15 protein-coding genes are annotated in these 20,391 nt (G+C 70.9%); 11 read left to right on the top strand and 4 right to left on the bottom strand.

The window, feature by feature from the left end:
- Positions 1 to 248 precede the first annotated feature (248 nt).
- From EDC02_RS06900 to EDC02_RS06875, 6 genes are read left to right on the top strand one after another with little or no spacing between them, the layout of a single operon-like run.
- Complete coding sequence (locus EDC02_RS06900) at positions 249 to 2,549, top strand: RAMP superfamily CRISPR-associated protein (protein WP_148083355.1); 2,301 nt, start codon at positions 249 to 251, stop codon at positions 2,547 to 2,549.
- Positions 2,546 to 3,988 carry a hypothetical protein gene (locus EDC02_RS06895; RefSeq protein ID WP_123601234.1) on the top strand — a complete coding sequence of 481 codons (1,443 nt, stop codon included), beginning with the start codon at positions 2,546 to 2,548 and terminating at the stop codon, positions 3,986 to 3,988. The genes EDC02_RS06900 and EDC02_RS06895 overlap by 4 nt, the downstream gene beginning before the upstream one ends.
- Positions 3,985 to 4,590, top strand: coding sequence for an RAMP superfamily CRISPR-associated protein (locus EDC02_RS06890; RefSeq protein ID WP_158632080.1), 606 nt, complete (start codon positions 3,985 to 3,987; stop codon positions 4,588 to 4,590). Before EDC02_RS06895 ends, EDC02_RS06890 begins: the two co-directional genes overlap by 4 nt.
- Entirely contained in the window at positions 4,587 to 5,945 is a 1,359-nt protein-coding gene (locus EDC02_RS06885) for an RAMP superfamily CRISPR-associated protein (protein WP_123601232.1), read from the top strand. The genes EDC02_RS06890 and EDC02_RS06885 overlap by 4 nt, the downstream gene beginning before the upstream one ends.
- Entirely contained in the window at positions 5,942 to 7,303 is a 1,362-nt protein-coding gene (locus EDC02_RS06880) for an RAMP superfamily CRISPR-associated protein (RefSeq protein WP_123601231.1), read from the top strand. The genes EDC02_RS06885 and EDC02_RS06880 overlap by 4 nt, the downstream gene beginning before the upstream one ends.
- Positions 7,300 to 7,833, top strand: coding sequence for a hypothetical protein (locus tag EDC02_RS06875; protein ID WP_123601230.1), 534 nt, complete (start codon positions 7,300 to 7,302; stop codon positions 7,831 to 7,833). Before EDC02_RS06880 ends, EDC02_RS06875 begins: the two co-directional genes overlap by 4 nt.
- 124 nt (positions 7,834 to 7,957) lie before the next feature.
- Here EDC02_RS06875 and EDC02_RS06870 read toward each other — a convergent pair whose 3' ends face one another.
- The gene (locus EDC02_RS06870; RefSeq protein ID WP_123601229.1) at positions 7,958 to 8,821 is read right to left on the bottom strand and encodes an aldo/keto reductase; all 864 of its coding nucleotides are present in this window, start codon (positions 8,819 to 8,821) and stop codon (positions 7,958 to 7,960) included.
- Between the two features lie 136 nt (positions 8,822 to 8,957).
- On the opposite strand from EDC02_RS06870, the gene EDC02_RS06865 reads away from it, so the two are divergent.
- Positions 8,958 to 9,836 carry a LysR family transcriptional regulator gene (locus tag EDC02_RS06865; protein WP_123601228.1) on the top strand — a complete coding sequence of 293 codons (879 nt, stop codon included), beginning with the start codon at positions 8,958 to 8,960 and terminating at the stop codon, positions 9,834 to 9,836.
- A 138-nt stretch (positions 9,837 to 9,974) separates the two neighbouring features.
- Entirely contained in the window at positions 9,975 to 11,288 is a 1,314-nt protein-coding gene (locus tag EDC02_RS06860) for a low temperature requirement protein A (RefSeq protein WP_148083354.1), read from the top strand.
- A gap of 46 nt (positions 11,289 to 11,334) precedes the next feature.
- Here the strand turns inward: EDC02_RS06860 and EDC02_RS41370 are convergent, their stop codons facing one another.
- Entirely contained in the window at positions 11,335 to 13,140 is a 1,806-nt protein-coding gene (locus EDC02_RS41370) for a GNAT family N-acetyltransferase (protein WP_233605776.1), read from the bottom strand.
- A gap of 201 nt (positions 13,141 to 13,341) precedes the next feature.
- Between EDC02_RS41370 and EDC02_RS06845 the strand changes: the two genes are divergently transcribed.
- Positions 13,342 to 13,845 carry a DUF5980 family protein gene (locus EDC02_RS06845; protein ID WP_148083353.1) on the top strand — a complete coding sequence of 168 codons (504 nt, stop codon included), beginning with the start codon at positions 13,342 to 13,344 and terminating at the stop codon, positions 13,843 to 13,845.
- A 64-nt stretch (positions 13,846 to 13,909) separates the two neighbouring features.
- On the opposite strand, the gene EDC02_RS06840 is transcribed toward EDC02_RS06845, so the two are convergent.
- Both EDC02_RS06840 and EDC02_RS06835 read right to left on the bottom strand, forming a co-directional pair.
- Positions 13,910 to 15,214: a hypothetical protein gene (locus EDC02_RS06840; RefSeq protein ID WP_158632079.1), complete on the bottom strand. Its 1,305-nt coding sequence runs from the start codon at positions 15,212 to 15,214 to the stop codon at positions 13,910 to 13,912.
- A gap of 225 nt (positions 15,215 to 15,439) precedes the next feature.
- On the bottom strand, positions 15,440 to 15,805 hold the full coding sequence (locus EDC02_RS06835) for a cellulose binding domain-containing protein (RefSeq protein WP_158632078.1): 366 nt from the start codon (positions 15,803 to 15,805) through the stop codon (positions 15,440 to 15,442).
- 364 nt (positions 15,806 to 16,169) lie between these two features.
- Here EDC02_RS06835 and EDC02_RS06830 point away from each other — a divergent pair, with 364 nt between their 5' ends.
- Both EDC02_RS06830 and EDC02_RS06825 read left to right on the top strand, forming a co-directional pair.
- Positions 16,170 to 17,948, top strand: coding sequence for a cellulose binding domain-containing protein (locus EDC02_RS06830; RefSeq protein WP_123601223.1), 1,779 nt, complete (start codon positions 16,170 to 16,172; stop codon positions 17,946 to 17,948).
- A gap of 208 nt (positions 17,949 to 18,156) precedes the next feature.
- Positions 18,157 to 19,980 (top strand): hypothetical protein, encoded by a 1,824-nt coding sequence (locus tag EDC02_RS06825; RefSeq protein WP_123601222.1) that lies wholly within the window; start codon positions 18,157 to 18,159, stop codon positions 19,978 to 19,980.
- The last annotated feature ends 411 nt before the right edge of the window (positions 19,981 to 20,391 follow it).

Raw genomic sequence — 20,391 nt, 5'->3', positions numbered from 1 at the left:
TCCGCCGCGTCCCTGCCCCGTGACACCCGGAGGCGATACCGATCGACGAACTCCTCGCAGTCATCCTCGACTGGGAACCGGCCACCCGCACCCTGACCTACGTCCGGGTCAACGGCGGCGACGGCAGCGGCACTCGAACGTGCGTCATCGATGCAGCTGACGCCGCCGAGATCGACGAAGCCCACGCCAAGGGGGCATTACCTCAACTTGGCGAGTTGGCGATCGACGGTGATGTGATCCTGCTTGAGATGACCGGGACAGCCGCCGTCGAATGCCGGGTCACCTTCAAGAATGGGCAGGCCCAGCTGAGTCCAAGCAGCGGGCACAAGTCGGCGGCGACCTCGCTGCCTCTTGACGATGTGGGCCTGCAGGACGGCAATCACATCGAGATGCTCAACCGTCAAGGCCGGTTCTACTACTTCGGTGGCCGGATCGACGGCCTGGTCGGCTGCTGGCAGGTCGAAGGCGGGCTGAGTCAATGGCTTACCGCCGACGCGGAGCGCAAGGCTACGGCGAAGGCGGCGAAAGCCGCCCGTCAGGAGAAACGGGCCGAGGAGGATCGGGTCGCAGCCGAGCAGGACCGGAAGGACAGCACGTTCGTCAACCCGTACACGTTCGTGCCGTTTCCGGAGCGCATCGAGCGGAATGAGCCGGCCGGGCACGCCGCGATGCGCCCCGGCCACCTGTCCGGCTGGTTCACCGTACGGTGGGAGTTCACCTCGCCATTGCAGGCACCAGACGGCTCGTCCAGCAATGAATTGCTGCGGCTGCAGGGCGCCTCGGTGAAAGGGGCGGTCCGCTCGCTGCACGAGAACCTCGCTGGCGGGTGTCTGCGGGTCTTCGACAACGAGTACGTGCCGTCCTACAGGGATCCGGTGAAGTCCCCCGGACCCGAGTGGACCCTTGCCCGAGTGGTCGACACCACACAGGAGGGTCAACCGCTGACGGTGCGCCCCTGCGACCAGGTCGTCTGGGTCCGCTCAGAGCAGCTGCACCAGGCGTACCAGGCAGAGGATCTGCGTACCGGTTGTCTGGTCGACCTTCGGCCGCCCGCGAAGATGAACAGTCTTGGCCGCTACGAACTGGCCGCTGACGAAGCGGTGACCAGCGGCGGCGACTGGCATGTGCTGCTCTCCGACGCCGGTGCCCGACCGATAAAGCGTAAGCACCCGGAGACCAAGAAGGAAGTCGACACCTCCTACTTCGCCGCCTGCGGTCACCTCGACCCGGCGACGCCACCGGTTCCGGTCGCCGAGAGCGCCTGGCTGCGGTTCCGGCAGGCAGTCGCCGGTGCGAAGGAGGTCCAGCAGGCCCGCGCCGCCGACAGGGGACGCTCCAACCAGGCAGCTGACCCGCCCGTCGATCCAGCGGTAACGTTCCGCGGCCGGCTCATCGGAAGGCGTAAACGTACACGAGACCGGCTGGAGTGCGACGACCTGATCTGGGTACGCCACACCGGAAGCGAGGTCACCGGCCTGCGGCTGGCCCAAGTCTGGCGGCACCCCGGTGACGGGCCGATGGGCGAGCGGGTGCCGAAGCACCTGCGCCCCTGCACCGACTGGAAGAGCCTCTGCCCGTCCTGCCAGGCATTCGGCTCGGTCGACCCCGATCCGCGCGACACCGACGAGCGCGCCGCCCAGCGGGCGTATGCCGGACATGTCCGCTTCGGCGACGCGGTCAGCGCCGCGCCGGTGCCGTTGACCCGGATCCGGCGGGCGCCGTTGGGTAACCCGCGACCCGGTGCCGGCCAGTTCTACCTGCAGCTGCCACGCACCGATCCGGCCAAGCGCGAGGACGACCCGCCGACCCGCGAGTGGGGTGCCGTGCCCGATCAGGGTGCTTCCCTGCGGCAGATGGCAGGTCGCAAGTTCTACTGGCACGCCGATCCGCTGCGCCAGCCGCAGGGGTGGCAGCGGCACATCGCCCGGCCGTACCAGACCGGTGACATGGTGAAGGAAAACGTGGGTCTCGCGCCCGCCGGCACCGTACTGATCCAGCGGATCACCTTCGACAACCTCAGCGAAGCCGCGCTCGGCGGGCTGCTCGCCGCGCTGGAACCGCACCGGATCCCGGCGCTGGCCGACGAGCGCGGGCGACTGCTGCTGCGGCTCGGTGGCGGCAAGCCGCTCGGGCTGGGCAGCTGCCAGGCAACCGTCACCGACCTCACGGTCGCGACGGCAGCGAGCCGGTACGGCGACGCCGACCCGGTCACCCCGGACGTCGACCGTTACGTTCAGCGTTTCGTCGACGCCACGCTGCCGGAGGTACAGGCCGTCTGGCCGGCGCTGGCGGCGGTGCTCGCCGAGGAGACCGTGGATCCGGAGCGCGTCTGGTATCCGCCGGGCGAGCGCTGGGACGACCGCCCACAACAGCCTGGCAGCAGGATCGGAGAGTTCGACCAGACGTTCGAGTTCTTCAAGCGCAGCTCCGGCCAGTTCCTCAAGAATGCGAAACCGCGGCCACTGGTTCCGCTGCCGAAGCCGACCGACGCCGACCAGCGCGTGCCCATCTTCGGCGAATCCGAGCCCGGCGAGGGGAAGTCGTCGTGACGAGTGTCTACCTGGACGTGGCGGTGGAGTCGATCCAGGCGTACCTCAGCCGTACCACTGACTTGAAAGGCCGGCGCGGGGCGTCGGCCTGGCTGAGCGACCTGACCGACCGCGACGAGCTCCGTCGGCGTCTCCAGGAAAACAGTGACGGCTGGGCGGCCGGGGTGTCGGTCAACGACGAAGCCGGCGAGGCCGACGGTGTGGTGCCGCTGAAGCTCACCCCCGGGTGCCCGCCGCAGGCGGTCGCCGAAGCCGTGTTCTCCGAGTTGCGGGGCAAGCTGCCGGCGCTGCGGATGACCGCCGCGTGGGCCACCGCCGACAGCTACGTCGCGGCGCACCGGCGCATGCCCGACCGGGGGGACGACCCGGCGGCCGGCGACGACGCCGGACACCTCGACAGCCTGCCCGCACCGGGCGACTTCCCGCTGCTGGTCTCCTGCGAACAGTGCCGGGCCGACCCTCGGGTCACCCACCGGGACCTGCACGAACGCAAGCAGGTTCCGATGTGCGCCGACTGCGCCGGCCGGTACGACGACCGGTACCGGAAGCCAGGCCTGCTTACCGGCGCAGTGCCGGTCAGCGCAGAACTCCGGCTGCTGGACGCGCTCGAACTGACCCCGACCAACGTGGTCGAGACCTTCACCGACCTGGCGGAGATCCCCGGCCCGAGCCGCAAACGGAATCATCTGGCGACCGTCTTCGCCGACGGCAACGCGATGGGCGCGCTGTTCCGGGACGTGCTGGCCACCGGCGACGACGAGCTGAAGCGCAGAGTGTCCCGGGAGGTGTCGCAGGCCACCCGGGGCGCCCTGCTGGCCGCGACCCGAGCGGCGATGGCCGTCGGCCAGCGACCGCAGCGGGTGCCGGTGATCCCGCACGTCGTCGGCGGCGACGACCTGCTCGTTTCGGTGACCGCCGACCGGGCCTGGCCGTTCGTCCGCACCTACCTGACCGCCTTCGGCGAACGGATGCGGCGCATCGCCGACGAGGCAGAGCTGCGCAGGCCGAGCGCCTCCGCCGGAGTGGTGTTCGCGCACCACACGTTCCCGTTCCGCCGCTGCGTCGAACTGGCCGAGCAGGCACTGCGCCACGCCAAGCAGGCCCACCACGGCCAGACACCGGCGGTGTCCTGGCTGGACGTCAACCGCGACGGGGAGCAACGACCGCCGGGCCGGGCCGCGTGGACCCTGCCCGAGCTGACCGACCGGGCCGACTGGCTCACCGAGCTCGCCGAGATGGAACAGTCAGCCAAGGCAGCGCTGGAGCGGCTGGCCGGCAGCGGCGGCGACGGCTCGGAGCAGGTCCGCCGCGCCCGGATCGCCAACCAGGCCAGCCGGCTGCAGCTGGCCGGTCTCCGCTCCGCCGGTGACCTGCTCGACGCCAGCGGCGGCCCCGACCGGCTCGTCGACGCACTCTCCCTGGTCAGGTGGTGGCAGTGACCGACACGCTGCGTTTCACGATCACCTTCCACACCCCGTTCCGGGTGGCCACCGGCCAGGCCGGCAACGGCGCGGACAGCACCGTCGACCGGGTGGTGCCGCTGCCCGCCAGCAGCCTCAAGGGGCTGATGCGCTCCGCCGGCTGCGACCTGCTCCGCCTGCCCGACAACTGCATCAACCAGGTGTACGGCGCCGGCCATCAGCCGTCGCCGTGGAGCTGGTCCGACGCGATCATCGTCGACCCGATCGACTGGCAGCGTGACCGGGTCCGCCGGCGCGCCCGCGTCCGGATCGACCCGGACACCTTCACCGTCGCCGACGGGGCGCTCGCCATCGCCGAGGAGATCCTGGTACGGGCGGCGACGTTCGAGATCACCCGGACCGGTTGGCTTCCCGCACCGCAACGGGACCGGCACCGGCAGGTGCTGCTCGGCTGCGCCCGCGCGGTCACCGCCGTCGGGGGTGACCGCCGGCGCGGCCTCGGCTGGGTGTCGGTCACCCCGTCGACCGACACCGACGGCGACGACCCGGCGCGGCTCGCGCGGGCACTGCTGGCGATGCGGACCGCCGACGGGTACGCCGGGACCGGGGAGGGACGATGAGCGGCGACATCACAGCACCGGGTAGCGGCGGCGACCCGCTGCGGGTCTCCCTGACCGCCTGTCAGCCGCTGGCCGTCGGCGTCACCTCCGAGGTCGGCTACGTCACCGAAAGCCACCCGTACGTGCCGGGAAGTGTGCTGCGCGGGGCGCTCGCCGCCGCGTGGATCGCCGAGTACGGGCCACCGGACCGGTGCGAACCGGCCGACGCCGCACGGTTCCGGCTGCTGTTCGACAGCGGCGTCCGCTACGGCCCGCTGCTGCCCGCCGGCAGCAACCGGGTGCCGATGTCGGCGTACCGGTGCAAGTATCCGCGCGACCGGGCCTGCCGCGGCTTCGTCGACGACCGGGCGTTCGGCCCCGAGCCGGCCGAGACCTGCCCGTCCTGTGACGGCCCGCTCGTGCCCGGCAAGGGCGCCCTGGAGCTGCCGCCGGGGCTGCGGCTGACCCGCACCACCCGGACCAGCATCGACGGCACGACCGGCACCGCCAAGGACCAGGAGCTGTACGCACGAGGAGCGCTGCCCGTCGGGACCCGCCTCGAAGGCTCGATCTGGCCCGGAGCGCAGCCGCTGCCCGGCTGGGCGGTCGACTGGTTGACCGCCGACCGGGCGGTGCGCGTCGGTGGCCGGCGCACCGTCGGCGGACACGCCGGCTACACCGCCGCTGCCGCGTCGACCGCCGACCCGGTGGTCGACACCGACCGGCTGGTGCTGCGGCTGACCAGCCCGGCCGTGTTCGTCGACGCCGCCGGTCGGCCCGCGCCGGAGCCGCTGCCGGAGGTGGACCTGGCCGGCACCGGCGTCACCGTCACCCGCCGCTGGGTGCGCACCGGGACCTGGTCCGGCTGGCACGCCGCCTCCCACCTGCCGAAACCCGCCGACCTGTGCGCCGAGGCCGGTTCGACGTACCTGCTGACCGGGGCACCGGCGGCGCTGGCCGCGTTCGGCCGTCGCGCGGTCCGCTACGGGCTCGGCCTACGCCGCGACGAAGGCTTCGGTGTCGCCGAGGTCTGCACCGAGGCGTGGCAGCCGACAGTGCCCGGCGAGGAGCACCAAGACAAGCCGGCCGACCCGGCGGAGTGGGTGGACAAGCTACAGCTACGGGACTACGAGCTGCGGTGGCTGCTCGGCGTCATGCGGGACGTGCAGGGTGTCTGTCCCGAGGATCAGCCGGTGCCGCGGGCGGTCGTCGGTGAACTGCTTCAGCAGCCCACCGGTGCGAAGTTGTCCGGCCGGCAGAAGGACAGCATCAGTGCCGCGCTGGCCACCGAGCTGACCGTCCGGCAGCTGCGGGACGTGATCACCGTCGTGGAGCACCGGCGGGCCGACTATTACGTGCGGGAAGGGCAACGATGAGTGGACCGGTCGTGACCTTCCTGGTCGCCGAGATCGCCGTCGAACCGGGCTGGGCGGTCGGCGCGGTGCGGCGCGGCGACGACGTCATCGACCGGGACGTCCTGGTCGGCGGCGACGGGGATCCGCAGGCGCCGGGCTCGGCGCTGGCCGGTTCGCTGCGCGCCCACCTGGCCCGGCAGTCCACCGTGGCCGACCTCGACGAGACGTTGATGGGTCCCCGACCGCCGAAGGACCGCGACGAGGCCACCGCGTTGACCGCGTCGCGGCTGTGGCTGCTCGGCACCCGGTTCGTCCCGGCCGGTCCGCCGGCCGACATCGACCAGGCGGCGCAGCCACCGGCCGCAACGGGGTCGGAGCTGGTGGAGATCGTCGGGCAGACCGCGATCGACCCGCAGCGGCGGGCCGCCGCCACCTCGAAACTGCGCCGCAGCCGGACCGTTGCCGTGGGCGGGACCGTCCACGCGTACCTGCGACATGACGGCGAGCTCGACGAGGCGCATCTGGCGGTGCTGGCCGGATGGCGGCCGGCGATCGGCCGGGACCGCAGCACCGGCGGCGGCCGGGCCACGCTGCGCACGCTGCGGGTCGGCAAGCTTGACCTGGGTACGCCGGACGGGCTGCGGACCTGGCTGGAGCTGGACGGGCCGGCACTGGTCGAGGCGGTGGTCGGTACGGGTCGGGCGCTGACCGGCCCGGACGAGGTCGAGCCGTACCTCAGCGTGAGGTTGCAGATCGTCGACGGGCTGCTGATCGGCGGCGGGAAGCAGGACAAGGCGGCGGTGTCCCGCACCCGTCGCGGTCAACCGATCGTGCCCGGATCGGCGTGGAAAGGGGTGTTCCGGTCCCGGATCGAGTACATCCTGCGGTCGTTGCATGGCGACGAACCGCCGGCCGAGGTGCTCTGCCCGGTCGACGATCGCTGCGACGGCGTCGAGCGGCTCTGCTGGGTGTGCCACCTGTTCGGCACGCCCGGTCGACGTGGTCTGCTCGCCTTCCGCGACTCGGTGATCGAAACACCCACGACGGCCGGCCGCACCCAGGTCGGCATCGACCGGGTCACCGGTGGTGCCCGCGACCAGCTGCTGTTCAGCAGTCGGCCGGTCGTCGACGGGACGCTGACGCTGCGGATCGACTCGCTGGACCCGGACGGCCGGCACGGGCCGGTCGACGCGGTCGGACCGACGCCCGGCTGGGCACGCACCGTCCTGTCGCATGTGCTGCGTGACCTCGACGACGGTCTGATCGGGATCGGTTCCCGGGTCAGTCGCGGCCTGGGCGGTGTACGGGTCGTCGACCCGCAGATCCCGACGCCACTGCCACCGGTGCTGTCACAGAACACGCAGGAGGTCACCGGATGACCGGGACGGGCAACGGCGACGGAGTCGGCACGCACGGCGAATGCAGGCTGGCCGCCTACGGCAGGATCGGATGGGCAGAGTTGGCCGAGATCGTCGGCGACGCGCAGTGCGCGTGGGCCGACTACACCGGCTTCCATATCGGATCGCTTCCGGCGCAGGCGCCGCCGTACACCCATCTGTGGGCGTGGACCGGCAGCTGGCTGCTCCGGGCCCGCGTCGACGGCCAGGAAGCCATCGTCGGTCTGCTGCAGCCTGACGGAGACGGCCCCGCCGACACCGACGGCGACGCGCACGCCGCTGGCACCGCCCCACCCGTTGCGGGGCGGCACCCGGCACGGCAGCCCGTCCGGTTCGTCCGGTACACCGCGCAGACCTGGCCGGACGCCGAGAAGCGGGTCGGCCCGTTGCATCGGGACCTGACCGGGCGGCCGGTCGAGCTGTTCCAGATCTCCGGCGAGCGGCCGGTCACCTTCGTCAGGTTGGTGCAGCGCCTGGCCGAGACAAGATCAAGTGAAGGCCAGATACCTTAACCGGCGGTTGTCAGGTACCTGGCCTTCAGTTGATCTTGCGCATCCCGCAGGCCGGCCACGGCGGGCCGGTCAGCGACGCGGGTTGGTCGGTCAGGCGGGTCGGTCGGTCAGGCGGGTTAGCCGGTCAGGCGGGCTGGTCGAGGCGGGCCAGGTGTTCGGCCGACAGCTCCAGGTCGGCGGCGGCGGCCGAGTCACGGATCGTCTCCGGGCGCGACGCCCCGGGGATCGGGACCACGACCGGTGCCTTCGCCAGCAGCCAGGCCAGGCAGACCTGCTGCGGGCTGACCCCGTACTCCTTCGCGACCTCGGCGAACACCGCGAACCGCGACCCCAGGTCGGCGGCGCTGCCGATGCCGCCGAGCGGGCTCCACGGCAGGAACGCGATGCCCAGTTCGGCGCAGAGCGTCAGCTCCGGCTCGCTGGAGCGGAACGCCGGGGAGAACTGATTCTGTACGCTGACCAGCCGGCCGCCGAGGATGTCGTTGGCGAGCCGGATCTGCTCCGGGTCGGCGTTGGAGATGCCGGCCAGCCGGATCTTCCCGGCGTCGAGCAGGTCCCGGATGGCGCCGATCGAGTCCGCGTACGGCACGGTGGGGTCGGGCCGGTGGAACTGGTAGAGGCCGATCGCTTCGACGCCGAGCCGTTTCAGCGACGCCTCGCAGGCGCTCTTCAGGTAGTCGGGCGAGCCGTTCTTGGTCCACGAGCCGTCGCCGGGCCGCAGGTGACCGCCCTTCGTGGCGATCAGCACGTCGGACGTGTCACCGCCGAAGGTCGCCACGGCGCGGGCGATCAGTGACTCGTTGTGGCCGACGTCGTCGGCGTACAGGTGGTAGGCGTCGGCGGTGTCGATCAGGGTGACACCGGCGTCCAGCGCGGCGTGGATCGTGGCGATCGACCGCTGCTCGTCGGGCCGGCCCTCGATCGACATCGGCATGCCGCCGAGGCCGATCGCGCCGACGCCGACGTCACCGATGTGGCGGGTGTTCATCAGGTCTCCTCTGCGGGACGGTCCGGGGGCGTGCGGTGGTCGGGCCGCCGCATCGCCCGGGTTCCACCCTCTTACCCCGTGGTTAAGCTGTCCAACAGAAGGATCCGATCCCGGCGATCAGTTTTGGTGATGAATTGTGGAGCTGCGTCAGCTCGAGTACTTCGTGGCGGTCGCCGAGGAGCGGCATTTCACCCGGGCAGCCGAGCGGATGCACGTCGCGCAGTCCGGCCTGTCGGCCTCCATCCGCTCGCTGGAACGTGAGCTGGGGGCCAGCCTGTTCGTCCGCAACACCCGCAGCGTCGAGTTGACCAACGAGGGTCGGGCGCTGCTCACCCAGGCCCGGCACGCCCTGGCCAACGTCGCCGCCGCCAAGGACGCGGTGGCCGCGGTCCGGGGGCTGCTGCGCGGCCGGCTGGCGGTCGGCACGCTGCAGTGCCTGGGCGCGGTCGACCTGCCGGCGGCGCTGGCCCGGTTCCACGCCGCCCACCCCGGCGTGGAGATCCGACTCCGCCAGGGCGGGTCGCCGGACCTGGTCGAACGGGTCCGCACCGGCGACCTCGACCTGGCGTTCGTGTCGGCGCCCGCCAGCGCGCCGACCGGCGTGACGCTGGCCCCGATCCGGGCCGAGCCGATGGTGCTGGCCTGCGGGCCGGACCATCCGCTGCGCGAACGCGCCGAGGTCGGCCTGGGCGAGCTGTCCGGTGAGACCTTCGTCGACTTCTCCCCCGGCTGGATCAGCCGGGACGTCGTCGACCAGGCGTTGACCGCCGCCGGTGTCGACCGGCGAGTGGCGTTCGAGGTCAACGATGTGCACTGGCTGCTCGACCTGGTCAGTCACGGGCTGGGCGTCGCCGTCGTACCACAGTTTTTCACCACCAAGCGGACCGCCGCGCGCTTCGTACCGATCACCGACCCGCCGCACTGGAACATCGCGGTGGCGACCGCGAGCGGCCGGCATCCGAGCACCGCCGCGACCGCGTTGCTGTCCCTCGACGGCCTCCGCTCCCGATCCTGACCCTGACCCGATTTCCGCCGCGCCACCCGGTCGAGGGAACCCACATGGTTGTCTCGGAGCCGGTTTGACGACAACGGCGGTTCCCTCGACTTGGCGCTTCAACGTTCCGGGCTCGGTCTCCGTCGCATACTGTCGGTCGTGGAAGCCACAAAACCGACATCTCTGGTCATGCCCGCCGCACCGGGCATGAAGGTCTCTCGCCTCGAGTTGTTCTACGACCTGGTTTTCGTGTTCGCCTTCATCCACGTGACCACCGCCTCGGTCGAGGACCTCGAACCGTTCGGACTGGTGGCGATCTTTCTGCTCCTGTCGGTGCTCTGGCTGGTCTGGTCCCGGTTCGCCCTGCTGGGAAACAATCTCCGGGCCGACTGGGGAATGATGCCGATCCACGGCTTCACCATCATGGCGATCGTCTTCATCGCGGTGGCGACGCTGCCCGGCCTCGGCGACGAACCGCCGCAGGCACAGCCCGGCGTCCCACAGGTCATTCCCGGCGAGTTCATTTTCCCCACCTGCTACCTGCTGATCTGGTTGCTGGAAGCCGCGGCGCTGCGCGTCGCCGCGAGGACGCACCCCGAACTACTGGGCACCTGGTGGAGGGACACGCCGGTGCTGGCCGCCAGTACCGCACTGCTGTTCGTCGCCGCAGTGGTACCGCTCCTGGGGTGGCCCGGCGAGGGCGTCGCCACGCTCCTGCTGCTCTGGACGCTCGGCGTCGGTGTCGCGTACCTGACCACCGTCCGCCTCGAACCGTTCGCCGTGGTCTCCGCCGGGCACTGGACGGAGCGGCACGCGCAGATCGTCCTCATCGGGTTCGGTGAGGCGCTGCTGTCGCTCGGGCTCGGCTCGGGTGCTTCGATCGGGGCGCCGGGCACCGTTCCGGTGATCACCGCGACGCTGCTCGGCATCGCCCTGATCTGCGCCCTGTGGTGGGCGTACTTCGACACCCGGTCGTACGCCGCCGAGCAGGTACTGCACCACACCCACGGGCTACCCCGTGACCGGCTCGCCCGCGACGCCTACACCCTGCTGCATCTGCCCATGCTGTTCGGCATCATCCTGCTCTCCCTCGGGTTGAAGCAGACGTTGGCCTACCTGGCCGGGGCGTCGTCGACCGGCGAGGACGCCCCGCTCGAGCCGATCCACCTGCGTGCGCTCTACGGCGGGGTGCTGCTCTACCTGGTGGCGTTGTCGGCCTTTCAGCTACGGACCGTCCGCAGCGTCTCCGCCAGCCTCGCCGTACCTGTCCTGCTGCTCGCCGCGCTGCTACCGGTGGCCGACCGGGTCCCGGCGTTCGCAGCGCTGCTGCTGCTCACCGCGATCACCGTCGCCGGTGTCGCCGCCGACAGCCGGCGGTCCGGGGCCTCGCGGCACCAGCTGCGCGAACACCGGCTCGCCGAGCAGCAGGCCCTGGAACGGGAAGAGAGTGACTGGCGACGCCGCCACGGATGACGGCCGTGGCCCACGTCTCAGGTGGACACCGCACCCCGTCCCGTCGTCACCGTCGGCGATGCTGCTGTCCGGCGGCGATGGTACGGATGACGCCGACCATGTCGAGGGCTCCGTCGCCACGGCTGACCGCGTCGGCGTAGAGCGCCCGGCACAGCTCGCTGAGCGGGACACCGGTCCCCGCTGCGGCGGCCGCGTCGACGATGAGCTCGGCGTTCATCCGCACATCGGCGATGGCCGCCTGCGCGGTGAGGTCGTCGCCGACCAGCTTCGCGGTCTTGACCCGGGAGATCGGGGAGGACATCTGCCCCGCGTCGAGGATGCCACGCAGCAGCTGCCGGTCGAGACCGTGCCGGTCGGCGAAGTGGAACGCCTCGGCGAGGCCGGTCACGAGGGCGATCAGGAACACGTTGACGGCGAGCTTCATCGTGATCCCGGACGGCACCGGCCCGCAGACGGTGACCTGCGCGCACATCGGGTCGAGCAGCGCGACGGTGCGCCGGACGTCGTCGGGTCGGCCCGCCACCATGGCGACCAGTTTGCCGTCCTCCGCCGGGCGGCGGGAGCCGGAGACCGGGGCTTCGACGTAGTGTCCGCCGGCCTTCTCCACCTCGTCGGCCAGCGCCTTGGAGTACTCGGGGGACAGCGTTCCCATGTTGACGATCGTGCGTCCGGCGACGAGGCGGGCGATCCCGCCAGGCACGTCGCGGAGGACCTGGTCGACGGCGTCCGCGTTGCGCAGCATCACGATCACCGTGTCGCACTGCGCGAACACCTCCGGGACGTTCGCGGCGGTACGGGCACCGGCCGCCCTGAGTTCGTCGTCGGGCTTCGGGGTACGGCTCCACACGGTCAGCCCGACGCCGCTGCGGGCGAGCCGGCGGGCCATCGGCAGCCCCATGATGCCCAGGCCGAGGAACCCGACCCGGCCGGGCGGGGCACCGGCGCCGCCACCGGGCAGCGACTCGCCGGTCAGCGACTTGGCGAACCAGTGGTGCGCGTACGGCTGGTCGTTGAACGGGGCGGCCTCGTCGTACCCGGCGGCCCGGTACAGGGCGATCGCCTCGGTGAGGGACCGGTTGGTGTCCAGTCGCACGACGCCCGCCCCGAGCGACGTCGCCGCGTCCTCGGCCGCGGCGAGCAGCCGCCGCCCGATCCCCAGCCCGCGCAGCTCGGACGACACCCAGAGCCGGCGGATCTCCGCTGACGTGTCGTCGGCCTTGGTGACGCCGACGCATCCGACGGGGCGGTCCTTCAGCGTCGCGAGCAGGAACAGCCCGGACGGGGGACGCAGCGCGTCGTCGGCGGCGGGCACCGCCCGGTCGGGCCGGAACCCGCCGTCGAACCGGTCGTCGAGCGTGCGGTGGTACGCGTCGACCGCCCGGCGCGCCGGTTCCGAGGCCGGATCGGCGGCGGCGATCGCGACCGTGGAGGCGGTGAACAGGCGGCGTACTGTCTCGGTCGCAGCGGCGAGCTCGTCGCGTTGGCGCTCGGTCAGCGGCGCCAGGATCGTGCCGACCAGTTCGTCGGAGAGCTGGTCCAGCACCGCCAGCTCCGCCAACCCCGACGGGGTGAGGGTGGCCCGGCGGACCCGGCTGTCGTGTTCCGAAGGGGACACGACGACCAGCCCTTCCTGCTCGAGTGCGCGCAGCTGCCGGCTGGTGTAGCCGGAGTCGAGCCCGAGGCGGCTGCGCAGCTCACGGACCTCGATGCCGTCGGTGCCGATCTCCCACAGCAGACGATCGAGGCTGAGCGGTCGGTCGCGTGCCAGGTAGCGGTCCTCCAGCACGCCGAGTCGTTCGGTGACGTCGCGGTTGAACGCGCGGATGGTCTGGATCCGGGACTCCAAGCTCATGATCTCTGACTATAGTCAGAGATATCTCCGCCGCCGTCGGCCGGGGCGCGTCCAAGGGGATACCCCGGTCGACCGTTGACACAGACAGGTGGCCGACGTGGACTAAAGGCCCACTATAGTCCGGCCGTCGCGATCACCTGATCCACCCGTTCGGGGGATGCGATCAGCGTGCCGTCGGTCGCCGACCTGAGGAGATCAGCCGTGAGATCCAAGCACCGCCCAATGGCGTACGCGCTCGGCCTGGCCGCCGCGCTGGCATCGGTGACGTACGGTGGCCTGCCGGCCGCAGCCGCCGGCAGCACCGCGACATCGGCGACCCCGGCCGCCGCCACCACCGGCACCGGCACCGCCGCCGGTCAGCCGACCTGGAAGGCCGCCGGCATGGTGGAGGAAGGCCAGACCATCTGCACCCGGCCGACCGTCGGGCAGCGCAGTCTCGTCCTGATCAGGCTCGTCGGTAGCTGGCCGCAGTTGGCAACGGACACCAACAACCTGCCCGCCGGGTCGTCGGTCTCGACGTATCCCATCTACCCGGGGTCGAACGACAGCCCCACGCAGATCAGCTCGGCGATCAACGTGCTGCTGCCGGCGCTCCCGCTCGGGACGAAGCGCAGCGCGGAGGTCGAGGTGACCGACGGCGTACACACTCAGACCATCCCGTTCCACATCGTGGTGACCGAGGACTGCACCGGGTTCCGGCTCTGACCGGCGGACGCCGACCTTGACCGGCGGGCGATGGCCGGTCGGCGATGACCGACCGGACCCGGGGTCAGGTGGGGCGGCCCAGGTCGAGCTGCGGGATCGTGAACTGCGCACCGAGCTGGAAGTAGATCGGCCACACGTGCCGCGGCCAGCGGTACTGCCGGGCCGACCAGATGCCGAGCCCGACCGAGATCTCCTGCGGCAGTTGCGCGCCGAGCAGGACGATCGCCTCCGGCGCGGCGGCGGCCTGATCCGCCACCCACTGGGCCGCCGCCGCGACGATCGCCGGATAGTCCGCCCACCGGTGCAGGGTCTCGCCGGGCGGCGGCAGGTAACGCCACTCCCGTAGCTCCGTCGACATGGTCGCCGGCAGCCCCAGCCCGACCGCGTCGTGCAGCTCGAAGACGACCGGTTCGCGGCTGCCCGCCGCCGCGTCGTCGTGGGCGGCCCGGTCGGTGACGTCCACCGGCAGGCTCGGCAGCAGCCCGAACCGGTTGTGGTTGGTCCGCAGCACCAGGAGCAGCACCTCCGGCACCGACTCCAGTGCGGTCCCCGGCGCGATATCGGGCACCGGCTCCTGCCCGGCCGCCGGGTCCGGCTGACCGTTGCGGCTGATCTGCAGCCGCACCTGGTGACGTCGCACGTTCAACTCGCCGAACAGCCCGTCGCCGGGGCGCTCGATCTGCTGCTGGAACGAATGTCCGTCGTCCTGCAGCGGTCGTGCCCGCACCGGCCCCTGCCGGCCGAAGCTGTCCCGCTGGCGGACCCGCACCGCCCGGCCCCGGCTGAGCGCCGTCGTCCGCTGTCCGAACGCGACCGCCACCGGCCACGGTGCCCACACGAACAGCGACCGGTCCAACGCGGCGTCCCGTCCGTCCGGGTCATGGTTCGCGACCTGGAAGTGCCGGACCACGGCGTCCATGTCACTGCCCCAGCGGGTCGCCTCCGCACCGTGCGGCCACACCGCCGTCCGGTCGAAGCTGCGCAGCGGCGGCACCGGCCGGAACACGGCGAACTGGTCCCGTACCTCGCTCAGGAAGCCTTCCTTCTGCTCCGGGGTCCACTCGGCGGCCGTCTCGTTGACGACGTACGCGATGCCCCGGGTCTCCCGCAGCCGGTTGCGCCACCACCACAGCGCCGCACCGGCGGCGACCGCAGCCACCGCCAGGCCGAGAAAGACGACCAGCCACCAGACCCGGTCCCGCCCCTGCGACCAGCCATCGGCGGCCAGGTCCGGGACGATCCCGCCGGCCGCGCTGAACGCGGCGGTGCCGACGGTGAAGAAGACGCCGATGAACCCGGTGCCGGCCGGACCCGCCAGCCACCTCGCGAAACGTGCCACATCCACGGTACGGCGGGCGCGTTGCGCCACGGTCGGCCGATTCCGTTCTACCTCAGACAAGGTCACCTCGCCGCTTTTCCACCGGTACGGTCAGCCGACCGTAACCACTGGACCGGCGTGCGCAATCCCCCGGGCGGATCTTCCGGCACCCACGGGGGCGGAAGATGGGCGAGATCACACCGGCCCGACCGGGTGACCGGTCGGGCCGGAAGCGACCAGAAGCGTCGCGGGCGCTCCGACGCCGGAGTGCGGAATCTACAGCGGCCAGAGGATCGTCGGCAGGCCGGTGCCGGTCACCACGAACCCGACGGCGACGGACTGACCCGGCGCGAGCGATCCGTTCCAGCTTGTGTTGATCAGGGTGTAGTGCGGCGTACTGGTCGCGATCTGTGCATTCCATACGTTGGAGACGGTCGACCCCGCCGGCAGCGTGAACGCCAACTCCCAGCCGGTGATCGGCACGGTGAAGTCGTTCGTGACGACGACCTCGGCGACATAACCGGTCGACCAGGAGCTTGTCTGGGTGAATGTCGCCGTCGTCGCCTGTGCCGACGGGGCGAAGAACAATGTCGCGGCCACGCCGATTACCAGCGCCACAACGAAGCCGAGCAGCTTCCGCATTGAGACCACCACCATCCGTTAGTCCTGCCAGGTGACATGACCATACGGCTTTACATAGCCACGCTTCAATGGCTTTTCTTGCAGCATAAAGCGATGCGCGAATCGCATGACAGACCGGGCCACCATAGGAAATATACGAGTTTCGCCCGCGCATTCCGAAGGGCACCCAAAGCCCCGCCAGACCCGACAGCGCGACGAGGCGGCTCGGGCACCCCGCCGGACACCCCGCCGGACACCCGGCCACAACGAGGGTCGTCTATGATTGACGGGCGGGAGCGTGAACGCTAACAATCCGAGCCGAGGGCAACGGTTACGGACCGGACCGTCCCGCCCGCATCGCGCCGGGCGGCAGAGAGGAAGCCCGATGAGGCTCACCCCCCGTGGCAAGATCCCACCGTCCCAGCTGCGTCGCGGAGCCGGCGCGACGGCAGTGCTCGCGGCGGCGACCGCCGCGGTCACCGCAGCGGGCGTCCTGACCGCCCCACCGTCGATCGCCGCCACCCCCGACATCACCGTCAACACCGGCTCGACGTACCAGACGATCGACGGCTTCGGCGCCGCCACCCCGATCTTCAGCAGTGGTGGCGACCAATGGACGACCAGCGAGACCCAGACACTCGTCGGCATGGGCCAGGGGCAGCTCGGCCTGTCGATCGTGCGGACCGTCGTGTCACCGACGTCGAGCGAGTGGAGCTGGCCGGTGAGCAGCCTCCAGACCGCCAAGTCCTACGGTTCCGACGTCAAGATCCTCACTTCGCCGTGGACGGCTCCGGCGCACTTCAAGACCAACAACAGCCGGGTCAACGGCGGCAAGCTCAGGACCGACTACTACGACGACTACGCCGCACACCTCAACGACTACGTGCAGTACATGAAGAGTCAGGGCGTCACGATCGACGTGACCTCGATCCAGAACGAGCCGGACTGGCACCCCGACTACGACTCGATGGACTGGACCGGCGCCGAGATGCGCAACTTCGTCCGCGACCACGGCGCCGCGATCCGGGACACCGAACTCATGGTCGGTGAGTCGCTGAGGTTCGCCCGCTCGTACAGCGACCCCACGCTGTACGACGCCGCCGCGCGCAACAACATCGGGTACGTCGGCGGCCACCTGTACGACACGGAGAACAGCGGGAACCTGTCCCCCTACCCGCTCGCCAACCAGTACGGCAAGCCCCAGTGGATGACCGAGTGGAACCTGCACGCCGCCGACGGAAACGGCTCGAACATCTGGGGAGACCCCAGCAACACGGCCGTCTGGAACGAAACCCTGGACGACATCATGCGGACCGTACACCGGTCGATGGAGGTCGGCTGGAGTGCGTACATCTGGTGGTACGGCCGGCGATTCTATTCCTTCATCGGTGACGGCGAGTCGCAGTACGGGACCACGAAAGGCGCGCCGCTGCGGCGCGGCTACGCCTTCTCCCAGTACGCCAAGTACGTCCGGCCGGGTGACCAGCGGGTCGCCCTGTCGAAGAGTTCCCGGGTCTCCGGCCTGGAGGTCACCGCCTACCAGGGCCGGGGCAAGGTCACGCTGGTGGTGCTCAACAGGTCCAACAGCGCCGTCAACGACGCCGTCGTGCAGGTCCCGCAGAACATCTCGGCGGCCGAGTACACCGTCACCTCCCGCACCCAGAGTGCCCAGTCGCAGCCGGTGAACGTCAGCGGCGGGCAGGTCACCGTCGACGTCCCCGCACGCAGTATCTCCACCATCACCATCACCGAAGGAACCACGACGGCGCCACCCACCACCGCACCACCCACCACCGCACCACCGACCACCGCACCGCCCACGACCGCGCCGCCGACCACGAACCCGCCGGCCGGTGCCTGCCGGGTGACCAACGCGGTCGACGCGTGGAACTCCGGCCTGGTCGACAACATCACCATCACCAACACCGGCACGGCCACGGTCAACGGCTGGTCGCTGAGGTTCACCCTCGCGCCCGGACAGACCATCACGGCCGGCTGGAACGCCACGTACTCACCGACCAGCGGACAGGTGACCGCGACCAACGTCAGCTACAACCCCACCATCCCACCGGGAGGCTCGGTCAGCATCGGCTTCCAGGCCACCCACACCGGCAACAGCTCCTCGCCCAGCGGGTTCACCCTCAACGGCGCGGCCTGCGGCTGAGCCTTCGGGAAACCAACCTGAGCTGTACCCCGGCCGGCCGGCGACGGCGTCGCTGGCCGGCCGGGGTACAGCTCGGCGGCTGCCACGACGGACCTTTCCGGAGGTCGGACATGGACCGGTAATCGATCTAGCTTACTGTCAGCGCAGCGTCCACCCCGGGCCTCGCCCTTCGGCACCGGGTCGGGTCGCACTGACCGAAAGGGAATCGATGCGCTGGCTTCAGACATCACGACGGCGCCTGCTGTCCGCCGCCGTCCTCATAGCTCTGCCCGCCGCTCTGGCCGTGGCCCCGTCACCGGCCACCGGCAAGCCGCTGCTTCCACCCAGCGAAGCGGCGTTCGACACGCAACTGCTCGCCAAGGCAACCCCGGACGAATGCTTCGCCGGCATCGGCCTGCCCTACCCGGCCGGGCCGCCGTGCGAGTCCGGCCAGGCCAAGGTCAACCAGGCGTACGTGTGGTCGCTCGCCCAGGCCGACAACCGGCTGTGGTTCGGCACCGGGTCGAACGTCAACTGCATCGTCACCGGGGCGACGCTCTCCCTGCCGAATCCCCGGATGACCGACGACTACGTGTGCGAGTTCGCCGAGAGCCAGGTGGCGAAGGAAAACCCGATCATGCCGGTCAGCGTCGGTGACCACCGGCAGCCCCGGGCATACGTCTACGACCTGGCCTCCGCAACGTTGACCGAGAAGACCGGCGACATCACCTCCGCGTCACCCGACGACCTGTCCCGGCTGCGCCGCACGCTGGGTCTGCGGGCCGGCGGTACGCATCAGGGCGTGGTGCTGCTGGCCGGGCCGGCGCTCGGGGCCACGGTGAGCATGTTCGCCTTCGACACGGTGACTGGCGACTATCTCGGCTCGGCCAACTTCGCCCAGTACGGCAACATCCGCAACTTCCTGGTCGCCGACGACGTGCTGTACGCCGGAGTCGGGGTCGGCCCCAACGGTCGCGACGGCGGGCACATCCTGCGCTGGGCCGGTGACCGTACCGACCCGTTCAACTTCGTCGAGGTCGGGCAGTTGCCGGCGCAGGTCGCCGACCTGGAGCTGCACGACGGCCGGGTCTTCGTCAGCACCTGGTCGGCCGCTGGCAGCGGGTCGGCCGGCGCGCGTACCGCCGAAGGTCGGCGGCCCGGCCGCATCGGGGTCACCGACGAGCCCGACCCCGGCATCGCCGGGGTGTGGATGAGCCCTCCGCTGGCCGACGCCGAGCCCGGTCTGACCCCCGACGACACGGCCGGGTGGACGCAGGTGTGGAGTGCCGCGTCCTACGAGCCGGATCCGGTGATCGCCGGCTCGTACGGGCTCGGCGCGCTGGCCTCGTACCGTGGGTACCTCTACTGGGGCACGATGCACGTGCCGATGAAGTCGACCGCGATGGTGGCAGAGGCGTACCCGCCGGTCGACGAGCTGGCGGCCCGCACGACCCTGGAGCGGTCGCAGCGGGCGGTGAGCATCTTCCGGGGCAAGCGGTTCGGCACCACGACGCAGCGGGTCGACCTGCTGTACGGCGAGGCGGTGCTGCCGGCGTACGACGCCGACGCGAACGACGGCGCCGGTGCCTGGCGCTGGGCGCTGACCGGCTACCGGGCCCGGTACGGCCACATGGGGTTCGGCAACATCTACAACAACTACACCTGGACGATGGCGGTGTCCGGTGGCCGGCTGTTTGTCGGCACGATGGACTGGAGCTACCTCGCCAAGGACCTGCTGCCGCAGACCGTAGCCGAGATGGGCTATCCGCAGGCGGCCGCCGCGTTGGCCGACGGGCCCGACCCGATCACCATCGATCCGCAGCTGTACGGCGGTGACCTGTGGATGTTCGGCTCCAACCTGCGTCCGGCCACCGCGGTCGACACGCAGGGGCTGGGCGGCAACTACCTCAACTACGGCATCCGCACGATGGTGGCCGACGGATCGACGTTGTACCTCGGCATGGCGAACCCGATGAATCTGCGGACCGATCCGACCGACGACGTGCCGGAGGGCGGCTGGGAGTTGATCAAGCTGACGCCGACTGTCTCCTGACCACCGGCTTACTCCTCGGTGGGCACGCACAGCCTCTACATCGGGCGGTGCGTGCCCACTCGTCGGTGATCTACCTGACTGTTCGCTCATGCCGGACATGCGCTGGCAGTCGAGGTGCGCGGATCGCGGAACAACCGACGGTGGAAGTGGAGCGCGTCGATACGCCGCCCTAGGCTTTGGCGGTCCCGCCCCCGCACCGATGGAGGCAGCATGGGCAGCATCCGACGTACGATCGCCGCCACCGCCTTTGGAACCTCGGTGTACTGGTTCTCCTAGACGGACTGAGCGCGGCCGGCGGCTGCGCCAACGACACCGAACCCGATCCGCCACCCCGGCGCCGCCGGGCCTGACCCAGCAGGCCCGGCGGACAGGGGCCGACGGCGCGGCGGCTAAGCTTCCGCCCGTCAGAAC

Source organism: Micromonospora sp. Llam0, from assembly GCF_003751085.1.
Lineage (GTDB): Bacteria > Actinomycetota > Actinomycetes > Mycobacteriales > Micromonosporaceae > Micromonospora_E.
The sequence above is the reverse complement of the archived record's forward strand: the minus strand, read 5'-3'. Positions and strand labels throughout refer to the sequence as shown.